We start from the raw sequence: 13,013 nt of genomic DNA, 5'->3' as shown, positions 1-13,013 counted from the left end.
CCACGGCACGCGGGTCCATCCACTTCAGCGCGTCCAGGCCGGTGGTGTTGCGGCCGAGCAGGATGCGGTCGATCAGATTGCCGGCCTTCTCGCTGCCCAGTGCCTGCACCAGCATGTTGCGGATGTAGTCGTCCGACCCGACACCGAGCGAGGTCTTGGAGCCCAGTTCGCTGCCGAACTGGTCCATCACGCGCTCGACCTGCTCACGGGTGATATCGGTCATCGTCGCCATCGCGATACCGATCTTCTGCACTTCCTTGGGTTCCATGTGGCGCAGCACTTCGGCTGCGTCCAGTTCGCCCAGCGACAGCAGCAGCACCGCAGCGCGCTGCACACCGGTCAGGGGAGGGGCGTCAGTCATTGGCCACCCAGCCCTTGACGACCTGCGCCACACGCTTGGAATCGGTCTTTACAGCTTCACGCGCCATGCGCAGTCGTTCCTCGTAGGAGTCCACCGGCAATGCCAGCGTTTCATGTCCGCCCGCGTGGTTGCGATCGTTGCCCAGCGCGGGCAGCGCATCGCCGTCCTCGACCAGGTGTACGTCGGCGCCATGCGGTTCCAGTTCGTCTTCATCCGGCTTGCTGGCCGTGCCGGTGATCGAGCGCAGCGCCGGGCGCAGCACGCCGAACACCAGCGCCAGCACCACGATGGCGCCGAGCAGCAGACGCAGGCCGTCCTGCACCTGGGGCAGTTCCCACCACTTCGGGCCCTCGACCGGGGTGACCTCACGGACGAAGGGCGCGTTCATCACCGATACGGTGTCGCCACGCTCGGCATCAAAGCCGACCGCCTGCTTGACCAGGGCTTCAACGCGGGTCAGCTCGGCCGCCGACAGCGGCTGCTCGGTGGTTTTGCCGTTGGCGCCGGCGCGCGGCACGTTGTCCAGCAGCACGGCCACCGACACGCGCTTGATCCGGCCGGCCGGCTGGCGGGTGTGCTGCAGGGTGCGGTCCAGCTCGTAGTTGCGGGTCGCGTTCTTGGACGACTCGGTCGGTGCCTGTGCGGTGGCCGGTGCCGCCGCCGGTCCCGGCGGGGTGTTGCTGGTGGCGCCCGGAATGCCCTGCGGCCCCGGCACGTTGCTGCTGTTTTCGCTCAGTTGTTCGCTGCGCAGTTTCTGCGGCTCGCCGTTGTACAGCTCGCGGGCCTCTTCGATGACCGAGAAGTCCATGTCCACGCTGACTTCCGGATTGACCCGGCCCGGGCCAGTCATCGGCTCCAGCAGTTCGCGGATGCGCTGGTTGAACGAGGTTTCCTGGCGGCGCACCTGTTCGAACTGCGCGGCATTCATCGCCGCATCGCTGTTCGGATCGGACACGCTCAGCATCCGGCCGCTCTGGTCCACCACCGTCACCCGTTCCGGCGCCAGGTCGGGGATGCTGGCGGCGACCATGTGCACGATGGCATCGATCTGCCCCCGCTCAAGCTGCTGGCCGCCACGCAGTTCCAGCACCACCGAGGCACTGGCCACATCGCGCTGGCGGGTGAAGGCGCTCGGCTTGGGAATGGCCAGGTGCACGCGCGAATCGCGCACCGGGCGCAGGGTGTTGATGGTGCGCGACAGCTCGGTTTCCAGCGAATGCTGGTAGCGGGCGTTCTCCATGAACTGGCTGACGCCGAAGCCCGGATCGCGTTCCATCAGCTCGAAGCCGAGCCGGCCGCTGTCGGTGAGCCCGGAGCCGGCCAGCTTCAGTCGGGCATCGTGCAGGTTCTTTTCCGGCACGGTGATGCCGCCGGTGGCGGCATCCAGCTCGAACGGAATCTGCGCGGCGCGCAGCAGGTCGGTGGCTTCGGCGGTGGCCTTCTGGTCCAGCCCGGTGTACAGCGGCACCATGCCGGGCTTCTGCGACCAGAAGAACACGAACAGACCTGCCGCCACGGCCACGGCGATCATCGCCATCAGTCCGAGCCGACGGGTGATCTGCAGGCTTTGCAGCCGGTCGAACCACTGGCCCGCCTTCTCGGCGTTCAGGGATTCCTTGGTAAGCGACAGGGCCATGCGTTTCTATCCTTACAGCGGCAAGTTAATAACGTCCTGGTAAGCCTGGACGAGACGGTTGCGGACTTCCACGGTGGCGCGGAAGGCGATCTGGGACTGCTGCGAGGCGACCATGACCTTGGCGAGGTCGGCGCTGGGATCGCCCAGCTCGAAGGCCTTGGCCAGGGCGCCGGATTTCTGCTGTGCGTCGTTGACGCCGGCGATGGCGCCACGCAGCGTTTCGGTGAAGCTCGGGCCCTGGACTTCCTGCGGCGATACCAGCCCCTGGATGGCATTGCTCTTCGGCGCTTCCGTCAGCGGACTGACGGCCGACTGACCCATCTGGGTCTGGAAGGAACGGATCTGGGAAAGGACGGAGGTAACGGAGTGCGACATCTGGAACGTTCCGAATCTGGGGATGGGGTTTCGAGTGAATACGTTGCAAGCCCCGTGCCGAAACCGGCCTTTGGTTCAGTTTTGTCGTGGTGGCGGGCACTTACGCATTCAGCGCGGCGTTGATCTCCCCTGCCGGGTCGTGGCGGTGCGACGGAATGTCGCTCCGGCGCGATGGCGCGGCGACCGGCGTCGGATGCCCGGCGTCGGAAAACCGGCGGGCACCCCCGTGAGGCCTCGCGATGGCGCCGGAACGCAGAAGCCCGGGACGGGCCCGGGCTTCAAGGGTGCGGTGACCGTCGGTGGGTCAGCTGGCCAGTTCGGTGTGGTCGCGCTCGATACCGTACTTGCGCAGCTTCTCCACCAGCGTGGTGCGGCGCAGGCCGAGCAGCTGGGCGGCGTGGGCAACCACGCCCTGGGTGCGCTCCAAGGCTTCGTTGATGAGGTTCAGTTCGATGTTGGCCATGTGGTTGCGCAGGTCCAGTCCGGCGTCGGGCAGGGCCGGCGCACGGGTGACCGGCCCGATGCTGTTCTCCAGCGGCGCGGTATTGCCCGGTGCCGGGGTATGGAAGGAGAAGCTGCGCAGGTCCAGACGTTCGTCCGCTGCCGGCGCCGGCGCGGCGGCGGGAACGGCGGCCGGGCTGAAGTCGCCGCGGTAGCGGGCGGGCAGGTCCTGCACGCGCACGTTGCCGCCCGGATGCAGCACGGCCAGGCGCTCGACCAGGTTGGTCAGCTCGCGCACGTTGCCCGGCCACTCGTAGCTGGCCAGCGCCTGCAGGGCCTCGGCGCTGAAACGCACTTCACCGCGGCCGGTACGGGCCAGCTGACCGGCGATGGTGGTGACCAGCGCCGGCAGGTCCTCGCTGCGCTCACGGAGTGCCGGCACGTCGATCGGAAACACGTTGAGACGGTAGAACAGATCCTCGCGGAACTTGCCGTCGGCGATGCGTGACTCCAGGTCGCGATGGGTGGCGGCGATCACCCGCACATTGCAGCGGATGGTCTGGTTGCCACCGACGCGCTCGAAACTGCGCTCCTGCAGCACGCGAAGCAGCTTGACCTGCATCGGCAGGCTCATGTCGCCGATCTCGTCGAGCAGCAGGGTGCCGCCCTCGGCCATCTCGAACCGACCCTTGCGCGCGCTCAGCGCACCGGTGAACGCGCCTTTTTCGTGACCGAACAGTTCGCTCTCGAGCAGGTCGGCCGGGATCGCACCGCAGTTGATGGCCACGAACGGACCATCGCGGCGCGGCGAGCGCTGGTGGATCGAACGCGAGACCACTTCCTTGCCGGTACCCGATTCGCCCAGCACCAGCACGGTGGTGTCGAACGCGGCCACCTGGTCGATCATCTGGCGCAACGCACTCACGGCAGCGCCGTCGCCGGTCGGGCCCTGTTCCTGCACGGCACCGGCCTGGTGCTCGGCATCGAGGCGCTTGAGGCTGGCGCGGCGCAGCAGGCCTTCCATCTGCGCATGGCGCAGCGGTGCTTCCAGCGGCCACACAGTGGCTTCGTGCAGGCCGTGCTGCCGGGCGAATGCGGTGGTATCCCCATCGATCAGCATCACCGGCGGCGGCAGCGAGCTGCGCCCCAGCCAGGCGAACAGGGCGTCGCTGCGCTCATTGGCGTCCAGCGCACCGACGATCACCGCCATCCAGTCGTTCTGGCGGTGGCGGGCGGTGTCGATGTCAGCCGCGTCGGCCACCCAGCGCGGGTTGAAGTCCATGAATTCCAGCAGGGCGACGGTGCGTTCGGCGCGGACGGCGTCGTTGTCCAGTACCAGGATGCGCGACTCACTCATGATCCATTCCCCTTCAGGCCTTCCAGGATCGGCATGACTTCCTGGATGTAGGACAGCTTGCTGACGAAGTTGTCGGCGCCGGCGCGCAGCGCGTGTTCACGGTGTTCGGCGTCATCGAAGTGGCTGGCGATGACGATGTACGGTGCGTCGTCCTGCGACTTGATCAGGCGGGTGGCCTGCAGGCCGCCCATTTCGGGCATGGCCAGGTCCATCAGCACCACCTTCGGGCGCAACGACTCGGAGCGCTCGATGGCCTCCAGGCCATTGCCGGCGCTGCCGATTACGTCCAGCCAGTCGACCTTGCGGAAGTGGCGCATGGCGGCGTTGATGAAGCCCTCGTGGTCGTCGACCAGCAGGACGGTGAGCTTGTTCATGTCGTTCATTCCTTCAGCCCACCCGGGCCAGCTGCGGAGCCCTGGCATTGGCCCGGCGACGTTCACGCGCCGGGGCGATGTCCAGTTGTTCGCGGTATTTTGCAACGGTACGGCGGGCGATGTTCACGCCCTGGCGCGACAGCAGGCCGGCGATGGCCTCGTCGGCCAGCGGCCGGCCGGCCGGTTCGGCGTCGATCAGGCGCCGGACCATCGCCTTTACCGCCTGCCCGGAGACGCTGGCGCCTTCCAGCCGTACCGCGAAGAAGTGCTTCAGCTCCAGCGTGCCACGCGGGGTCTGCAGGTACTTGCCGGTGGTGATGCGCGATACCGTGGATTCGTGCATGCCGATCGCATCGGCCACTTCCTTCAGGGTCAGCGGCGCCATCGCCTCTTCGCCGCGGGTCAGGAAGCCGGCCTGGCGCTCGATGATCACCCGTGCGGTGCGCAGCAGGGTGTCGTAGCGCATGGACAGGCCGCGGGTCAGCCAGCGGGCTTCCTGCAGCATGTCGCGCAGCGGCTGGGCGCCGTCGCCGGCCTCGCCCAGTGCCTGTTCGTAGTGCGGGTTGATGCTCAGGCGGCGGCTGGTGGCCGGGTTGAGGGCCACGCGCCACTGCCCGTCGGCATGCCAGGCGACGACGTCGGGGATGACCGCGCCGTTGGTATCCGGCAGCAGGCTTTCGCCCGGGCGCGGCTGCAACGAGAGGATCAGGCGTACCGCTTCGTGGATGTCGGCGATCTCCGCGTCCAGTTCGCGCGCCAGCGCGGCGTAGTCGTGGGTCGCCAGGGTGACCAGGCCCTCATCGAGCACGCGCAGGGCCAGGTGCCGGGCCGGCACGCGGCCGGGCAGGGCGCGCAGCTGCACGCACAGGCACTCGTGCAGGTCCTGTGCAGCCAGGCCGACCGGGTCGCCGTGCAGGATGTACTGGCGGACCGCTTCGACCCCCTCGGCATCCACGTCGCAGAGTGCGCTGGCCAGCAGTTGCAGCTGTGCGAGAGGTGCGTCCAGGTAGCCGGCATCGTCGCAGTGTTCCAGCCAGAAGGCGGCCACGGCCAGTTCGCGCGGTGCCAGCTCCAGCGACAGCCGCTGCAGGGCGCGCAGCTGGGGGTCGCTGGACTCGCCGGCGGCCACACGCTGCATGCGGTCATCGTCGCCGTCCTGCCAGCTGCTGCCGGCCACGTCCCACATCGAGCTTTCCGGCAGCTCGTCGAACGCGGCCACGTCCTGGGTGGTGGCGGCGACGTCGGTGGTATCGGCACGCTCTTCGGCGGCCTCGTCCAGTTCGAGCAGCGGGTTGGTCTCCAGCGCACGCTGGATCTCCAGCTCAAGCTGCATGCCGTTGAGCTGCAGCAGTCGGATCGACTGCAGCAGTTGCGGTGTGAGGTGAAGCTGCTGACCCATCTGGGTCGAAAGATTGGCTTTCAAGTCCGTTCCCCGTCGGCGCCGACTCCCCGGCGCGATCTGGAACACATCTTGCTTCTGTTCCGGCAGCACCGGAATCAGGGGGTTCCTGAGTGGGGTCGTCAAACTCCCGACAGCGTGTAGGGATTCTCCTGACAGGTGTCGGGTTATTTGACGCTGTCTGTGCCGTTCCGGGGGCTCTGGCCAAGGCGGAAGGGGGGAGGCTGGTTCAATAAATCGACGCGGGAACGCGGGCAGGACGCCTGGCGACGGAGAGCCGTCGCCGGTCTACTCCAGTTCGTGCTGGTGGCGGGCGGCCAGCAGCAGCAGATCGTTGGCGCGGCGGCAGCCCAACGACTCCATCATGCGGGCGCGGTGGGTTTCCACGGTCTTGACGCTGATGCCGAGGTCGGCCGCGATTTCCTTGTTGCTTTCGCCCTTGCCGATCTGACGCAGGATTTCGCGCTGGCGGGGCGACAGCGCCGCAATGCCGACCGGCTTCTCGCGGCCGAGCATCGGCGCGAGCATCTTGGCCGAGATCTGCGGGCTGAGGAACACCTGGCCGGCATGCGCGGCGCGCAGGGCCAGCTCCAGTTCCTGCGGGGCGGCATCCTTGACCACGAACCCGACCGCACCGCGATCAAGCGCATCGCGCACGTGCACGGCATCGTCATGCATGGTCATCATCACCACCCGCGAGCCCGGCGCGCGCAGCAGGATGTCGCTGAGCGCCTCCAGGCCGGTACGGCCGGGCAGGGACAGGTCCATCAGGACCACGTCCGGTGAATGCTGCACGGCCATCTGCAGGGCCTGCTCTGCATTGCTGGCATCGGCGACCACCTCCACGCCGGCAAAGCCCTGCAGCAGGCGGCCGAGGCCGGCGCGGACCAGGGTGTGATCGTCGACGATGAGAACGCGCACAGGCAGGCAGGGAAGCGGGGGATGCGCCACCTTAACGGAGTGGCGTGAAACCGCCAAGGTCCATCGGTAACGGTCGGGACCGTATGGTCAGCGCAGACGGCGTGCTTCGGCGATCTGGCGGCGATGCAGGCGGAACAGATGGCGCTCCAGCGCCATCTCCAGGCCATCGCTCAGCCCTTCGAAACGCAGCCAGAGGTAATGGGCCCCCGAGCCGTTGGCCGCCTCGGCCAGTACCGCTACCGGCAGATCGATGTGGTCGGGCAGCCAGTCACACGGCTGCAGGCGGATCACGCCGAGGGCACCGGGGCTGGCGCCGCTGCGCACACCCAGTTCCAGGCGGATGCCGCGCCGCGACCAGCGCAGCGGGCGCAGGGGCAGGTCCTGGGTCTGCTGGCGGACCAGGCGGCCCAGCAGCACCATCGTCAGGTCGAGCTTGGCTTCCAGCCGCTGCAGCTGCAGGGTGGCGTCGCCACGCTCGTCGTGCCCGTCGTCGCCGCGCGAGTCTTCCACCAGCGCCACGCTGCGCAGCAGCGTCTCGGCGCTGCCGGGACGGATCACCGCCGTGCCCAGGCGGAACTCGGCGGGCAGCGCGACCTCGCAGCTCAACGTCTCATCGAACAGCTCGCTTTCGGCCGGGTGATGGATGGCTGCGGCGCGCTCGTCGTTCATGCCAGCGACTCTGCGGTGAGGTAGGCATGGGCGGCGCGGTTGGCGCTTGCGCCGTGGCGCACGTGGCGGCCGGCTTCGTCGCGCTGGCTCATCATCATTACCATGATGCGTTGTTGACGGCCCTCCAGGGCGCTCAGGCCAGCCACGTCGTCCAGCGCACCGGGCATGGCCAGGAACCGCGCCTGGTTGAGGTGCAGCCTGTCCAGACAGTCGCCGGCACGCTCGTGGTCGTCGGCCAGCAGCGCGGTTTCCAGCGCGTCCAGCTCGGCGTTGAGGTGCGCCAGCGTGAGCAGGGTGTCAGCCATTACACCGCTGCCTGCGCAGGCACCCGCTGGTCGCGCGGGATCGCGTTCCAGGCGGCGTCGATCTCGCCCAGCAGCTCCAGCGATTCGCGCAGGGCGTCCGGGTCGTTGTGCAGATTGGCTTCGGTCAGCCGCTGCATCACGTAGTCATACAGCGCCGACAGGTTGGCGGCGATTTCGCCGCCGGCCTCGTGGTCGAGCGAGCCGTTGAGGTGGCCGACGATCGCGCAGACTTCGCCGATCGCCTTGCCCTTGCGGGCCTGGTCGCCGCCTTCCAGGCAGGCCTGGGCCAGCCGCACGCGCTCCAGCGCGCCGGCCAGCAGCAGCGCCACCAGCTTGTGCGGATCGGCATCGCTGATCGCGCTCTGCACGCCGACCTGGCGGTACTGCTCGGTGAATTGACGGTTCGAACCGTACATCAATCATGTCTCCTTCGTGCGGGGCCGCATGCCTCGCGAGGTCTGCGGCACCGGGTGGAGTGCTGCGGCGGGTGATGCGTTGCTATCCATATCGGCAGCGGGCGCGCGCAACTTGAGTGGGTCTACGCGGGCGACGTGGTCAACCGGTGAGCTGGGACAACTGGCTGCTCAGGCTGCTCATGGTCTGGCTCATCTTGCCCATCAGCGCGTCCAGTGCCAGGAACTGCTTCTTGTACCGTTCTTCGACGCCGGTCATGCGCACATCCAGTGCCTTGCGACGCTTGTCGATGTCGGTGAGCGTGGCGTTGATGCTCTTGGTGCGCGATACGAAGGCACCTTCCTTGCCCACTGCGGTGCTGGTGTAGCCCTCGACCATGCTGAACAGCTTGGCGGCCGCGCCATCATCGCCCGTCAGGGCCTGGCGCACCGCGCCGGCCTGGTTGACCAGGGCCGCTTCGAACTTGGCACCATCCAGCACCAGGCTGCCATCGGCATTGGGGTAGGCGCGGGTCTGCAGCCCCAGTGTTTTCGGGTCCAGGCCGGCGGCGGCCAGGTCCTTGAGCACGCCGCCCATCATCGCGCGCAGCTGGCTGGAGGCGCCGCGCATCTGCGCATCGCCGGTCAGCGACGACGGCTCCTTGTTCTCGATGTCGTACTTGGTAGCCGTGTTGATGGCGCTGATGGCGCCGTTGTAGGCCGTCACGAAGTCCTGCATCACCTTGCGTGCGGCGGCCACGTCGGTGGTGACCGTCACGGTGCTGTCGCCGGTCTTCTTCAGGTTCAGGGTCAGGCCGGGCACCACGTCGGTGACGGTATTCTCGCTGGACACCACCTCCACGCCATCGATGGTGAGCTTGGCGTCTGCCGCCGGGGTGCGCTCGGACAGGCTGGCTGCCAGCGCGGTCAGGTCGGCGTTGCCGGCCCCTGCGCTGAGTTTGATGGCATTGGCGGTACCGGCTTTTTCCTGCGAGATGGACAGGAACTGGTTGTCGCCGGAGGCGATCAGGGTGGACTGCACGCCCAGGCTGCGTCCGGCCTTTTCGATCTTGGTGCGGATCGAGCTGAGGGTGTCATCGGCGTCGACCTGGATCTCCAGCGTCTTCTTCTTGTCACCCACGCCGACATCCAGCGTCAGGGTTCCGGCGCCGAAGGTCTTGGTCTTGGACACCGACGTGTCGGCGATCCACTTGTTGGCGGTGGCCAACTGGTTGACATTGATCTCGTGGTTGCCGGTCGCCGCGGCGTTGGTGCTGGAGACCGTCAGGATCTCGTCGGTGCCGCTCTTGGACGCACTGACCAGGCGGGCATCGAAGGCGGTGGAGGCCTTGAGCGTCTTGAGCGAGCTGGTCAGCAGGTCGAACGCGGACTTGACCGTGCCCACCGCCGACAGCTGCATCTTGGCCTTGGACTGCTGCAGGTTGAGGGCGTTGTCCGCCGGCTTGCGGTCGGCCGCGACCAGGCTGGCCACCATGCCGGAAATGTCCAGTCCGGAACCGATGCCACCATAACCAAAGTCAGCCACGTTGTTTCTCCTGTCTGTGTGCCGTCGCGGTCATACCGCGTGGCCGTGCCGTCAACGAATGTAGCGGCCGTAGCCGCCGGGTCTTTAGAACCACGTTGATGCAGGAGTTGTGCCACTGGCTCGGCGCGGAAGAATGGCACGCGCTTTGCAGGGGAATCGGGGCGGGACGCAGTACCGGTCCGGCCGGGGGTCTGTAAAAAACCCTCCTCCAATGTAGAGGAGGGCTCAGGCTACTGAAAAAGCGGGGGGAGACGAAGCCACCCGGGATGTTCAGTCAAACTAACCGCGCTGATAACGGTTCTGCCGCAGGGGCGGGCCATGGCCACGGGGATGTGGCTGCCGGGAGAGAGAATCCGGCGCATGGACATGGCCCGTTCCTGCGTGAGGTTTGAACGGATGTTTCGGGGTTTGCCCGCGCCGCCGGCTGTTGCCGGCGGCGTGGACGCGTGGATCAGCGCAGCAGGCTGAGCACGTTCTGCGGCACCTGGTTGGCCTGGGCCAGCATGGCCGTACCGGCCTGCTGCAGGATCTGGGTGCGGGTCAGCTCTGCGGTTTCCTTGGCGAAGTCGGTATCGCGGATGCGGCTGCGCGATGCGGACAGGTTCTCCGTGGAGGTCTGCAGGTTGGCGACCACCGAGGTGAAGCGGTTCTGGATGGCGCCAAGGTCGGCACGGGTGCTGTTGATCGCACCCAGGGCCTTGTCGACGATTTCCAGGGCCTGCTGGGCGCCCTTCACGGTGGACACGTCGATCGCATCGGCAAACTGCTTGGTGCCCATAGTGACGGTGCCGGCACCGTCCACGTCGGTCGAGAAGACCGTCGCGACGCCGTCTTTGTCCACGCTGTCCTTGACCGAGGTCAGGGTCACCGCGCCGGTGGCATCGGCTTCGGCGTAGACGCCGGTTTCGCCGATCTTGGCGTTGATGTGGGTGGCCAGCGCCTTGCCGGCTGCCGCTTCGTTCTGGGCGGCGGTGCCGACGCTCTTCACGTCCAGGGCGTCGAACTTGACTTCGGTGCCCTTGCTGTCGGTGATGCTGAAGGCATCGATGGCCACGTCGGTGTTGTTGGCGCCGGTCACCTTGGCCACGGTGGCGGTAGCGAACTGCGCGCCGCCCAGTGCGTTGGTCTTGGCGTCCACCACCTTGTCGATGGCGATGGCCTGGCCGGCGTTGGCACCGACCTGGAACAGCTGGCTGGAGAACGAGCCGTCCAGCAGCTTGGTGCCGTTGAAGTCGGACTGCTTGGCGACGCGGTCGATTTCGCTGACCAGCTGGGTCACTTCGGCCTGCAGGGCCTTGCGGTCGCTGGCCGAGTTGGTGGCGTTGGAGGCCTGGACAGCCAGCTCACGGACGCGCTGCAGATTGTTGCCGATTTCGGTCAGCGAACCTTCGGCGACCTGGGCCAGCGAGATGCCGTCGTTGGCATTGCGGATGGCCACGTCGGTGCCGCGGATCTGGGTGCCGAAACGCTCGGAGATGGCCAGGCCGGCCGCATCGTCCTTGGCGCTGTTGATGCGCGAACCGGACGACAGGCGCTGGATGGTGGTGGCCAGCGAGCTGCCGCTGGTGCTCAGGTTGCGCTGAGCATTCAACGACATCGTGTTGGTGTTGATGACTTGTGCCATGGGAAGAGGTCCTTGAGCGGTTGCACGTGATTGGGGTTAGACGCTCATGACGTGCTTCAGGAGCGGCTTATGTCAGCGCTGCAACAGGCTGAGCACGTTCTGCGGCACCTGGTTGGCCTGGGCCAGCATGGCCGTACCGGCCTGCTGCAGGATCTGGGTGCGGGTCAGCTCTGCGGTTTCCTTGGCGAAGTCGGTATCGCGGATACGGCTGCGCGAGGCAGACAGGTTTTCCGAGGACGTCTGCAGATTGGCGACAACGGAGGTGAAACGGTTCTGGATGGCACCCAGATCGGCGCGAACGCTGTTGACCGATTCCAGTGCCTTGTCAACGATTTCCAACGCTTTCTGGGCGCCGACGTAGGACGAGACGTCCAGATCCTCCACGAAGCTGGAGGTGGCGGTGGCAGCAACCGAGCTGGGCGCGGCGGCGGTGGAGTCAGCCAGGCCAAGCTGGGTGGCGCCGTCGATGACGAGGTCGCGGTCGGCCTGGACGGAGGTCAGCTTCAGGCTGTGGGTGTCGGGGGTGCCAGCGGTGGTGACCACTTCGGCATAGACACCGGCTTCGCCGATCTTGCTGTTGATCTGGGCAGCGGCGGAGGCGGCGAATTCGGCGGTGGTCTTGCCGGAGATGGTGCCGATGGTGGCGCCGTTGATGACAACGTCGCTCAGGTCGGTGATCGTGCCGATGTCGGTGCCGTTGACCGGGGCGGCAAACTTGGCGTTGCCCAGCGAGCTGGCCTTGGCGTCGACGACATTGTTGATGGCGATGGCCTGGCCGGCATTGGCGCCGACCTGGAACAGCTGGCTGGTGAAGCTGCCGTCGAGCAGCTTGGTGCCGTTGAAGTCGGACTGCTTGGCGACGCGGTCGATCTCGCTGACCAGCTGGGTCACTTCGGCCTGCAGGGCCTTGCGGTCGCTGGCCGAGTTGGTGGCGTTGGAGGCCTGAACGGCCAGTTCGCGGACGCGCTGCAGGTTGTTGCCGATTTCGCTCAGGGAGCCTTCGGCGACCTGGGCCAGCGAGATGCCGTCGTTGGCATTGCGGATGGCGACGTCGGTGCCGCGGATCTGGGTGCCGAAGCGCTCGCTGATGGCCAGACCGGCGGCGTCGTCTTTCGCGCTGTTGATGCGCAGACCGGACGAGAGGCGCTGGATGGTGGTAGCGAGCGAGCTGCCGCTGGTGCTCAGGTTGCGCTGAGCGTTGAGCGACATCGTATTGGTGTTGATTACCTGTGCCATGGGTCGTCTCCCTTATTGGAATCCCGGTGGTTGATGGAACGAAGCGCCGCCGTTTTTTTTTGTTTGGCTGTGTGCTTCGCTGTTGCCAAATCAATAACGGCGCTTTGTCAACAACCTTTAGGCGGAAATCTCGCCGGGGTGCCGGTGCTGCCGTCCGGGGCCGTGGCTGAGCTCCCCGATAGAAGGGTTAACGGCACCGGAGGTGGAGATTGAAGGGCTTTTTGCCCGTCAAGCCGGGCTCTGCCTGGCGGCCCCGGGGTCAAGGTCCCGGCCATGCTCACAGCGGCAGCCACCGCGCCGGATCGCGGAGACAGGGCGCCCGCGGCGGCCCCGGCTCACGCTCTCCGGCGCGCGCCCCTGCCAGTGGGGCGCGTGCG

General features: G+C 67.0%; 12 protein-coding genes and 1 pseudogene. All 13 read right to left on the bottom strand.

What is annotated here, in order from left to right; translation table 11 throughout:
- Positions 1 to 343: pseudogene (locus tag ACPEH1_RS05305) on the bottom strand (flagellar motor switch protein FliG); the annotation flags it as partial.
- A 10-nt stretch (positions 344 to 353) separates the two neighbouring features.
- Entirely contained in the window at positions 354 to 1,997 is a 1,644-nt protein-coding gene (gene fliF, locus ACPEH1_RS05300) for a flagellar basal-body MS-ring/collar protein FliF (RefSeq protein WP_017354517.1), read from the bottom strand.
- Positions 1,998 to 2,009: 12 nt separating this feature from the next.
- The gene (gene fliE, locus ACPEH1_RS05295; RefSeq protein ID WP_423715381.1) at positions 2,010 to 2,372 is read right to left on the bottom strand and encodes a flagellar hook-basal body complex protein FliE; all 363 of its coding nucleotides are present in this window, start codon (positions 2,370 to 2,372) and stop codon (positions 2,010 to 2,012) included.
- Positions 2,373 to 2,676: 304 nt separating this feature from the next.
- A complete protein-coding gene (locus ACPEH1_RS05290; RefSeq protein WP_017354515.1) occupies positions 2,677 to 4,170 on the bottom strand; it encodes a sigma-54 dependent transcriptional regulator in 1,494 nt (497 codons plus the stop codon).
- Positions 4,167 to 4,544, bottom strand: a complete 378-nt coding sequence (locus ACPEH1_RS05285) for a response regulator (protein ID WP_026070520.1) — start codon at positions 4,542 to 4,544, stop codon at positions 4,167 to 4,169. Before ACPEH1_RS05285 ends, ACPEH1_RS05290 begins: the two co-directional genes overlap by 4 nt.
- A gap of 13 nt (positions 4,545 to 4,557) precedes the next feature.
- Positions 4,558 to 5,967 carry an RNA polymerase factor sigma-54 gene (rpoN, locus tag ACPEH1_RS05280; protein WP_313219199.1) on the bottom strand — a complete coding sequence of 470 codons (1,410 nt, stop codon included), beginning with the start codon at positions 5,965 to 5,967 and terminating at the stop codon, positions 4,558 to 4,560.
- Positions 5,968 to 6,231: 264 nt separating this feature from the next.
- Positions 6,232 to 6,864, bottom strand: a complete 633-nt coding sequence (locus ACPEH1_RS05275) for a response regulator (RefSeq protein ID WP_026070519.1) — start codon at positions 6,862 to 6,864, stop codon at positions 6,232 to 6,234.
- An 87-nt stretch (positions 6,865 to 6,951) separates the two neighbouring features.
- A complete protein-coding gene (locus tag ACPEH1_RS05270) occupies positions 6,952 to 7,533 on the bottom strand; it encodes a PilZ domain-containing protein (RefSeq protein WP_017354511.1) in 582 nt (193 codons plus the stop codon).
- Positions 7,530 to 7,838, bottom strand: coding sequence for a hypothetical protein (locus tag ACPEH1_RS05265; RefSeq protein ID WP_017354510.1), 309 nt, complete (start codon positions 7,836 to 7,838; stop codon positions 7,530 to 7,532). The genes ACPEH1_RS05270 and ACPEH1_RS05265 overlap by 4 nt, the downstream gene beginning before the upstream one ends.
- Positions 7,838 to 8,254 carry a flagellar export chaperone FliS gene (gene fliS / locus ACPEH1_RS05260; RefSeq protein WP_017354509.1) on the bottom strand — a complete coding sequence of 139 codons (417 nt, stop codon included), beginning with the start codon at positions 8,252 to 8,254 and terminating at the stop codon, positions 7,838 to 7,840. The genes ACPEH1_RS05265 and fliS overlap by 1 nt, the downstream gene beginning before the upstream one ends.
- 139 nt (positions 8,255 to 8,393) lie before the next feature.
- Entirely contained in the window at positions 8,394 to 9,776 is a 1,383-nt protein-coding gene (gene fliD / locus ACPEH1_RS05255) for a flagellar filament capping protein FliD (protein ID WP_423715380.1), read from the bottom strand.
- A gap of 451 nt (positions 9,777 to 10,227) precedes the next feature.
- The gene (locus ACPEH1_RS05250; protein ID WP_313242466.1) at positions 10,228 to 11,400 is read right to left on the bottom strand and encodes a flagellin; all 1,173 of its coding nucleotides are present in this window, start codon (positions 11,398 to 11,400) and stop codon (positions 10,228 to 10,230) included.
- A gap of 72 nt (positions 11,401 to 11,472) precedes the next feature.
- Positions 11,473 to 12,636: a flagellin gene (locus ACPEH1_RS05245; RefSeq protein WP_153164158.1), complete on the bottom strand. Its 1,164-nt coding sequence runs from the start codon at positions 12,634 to 12,636 to the stop codon at positions 11,473 to 11,475.
- Positions 12,637 to 13,013 lie beyond the last annotated feature (377 nt).

It is taken from the genome of Stenotrophomonas sp. NPDC077421, from assembly GCF_049545505.1.
Classification (GTDB): Bacteria; Pseudomonadota; Gammaproteobacteria; order Xanthomonadales; family Xanthomonadaceae; genus Stenotrophomonas; species Stenotrophomonas nematodicola.
This window is presented reverse-complemented; position numbering and strand designations above follow the sequence as displayed.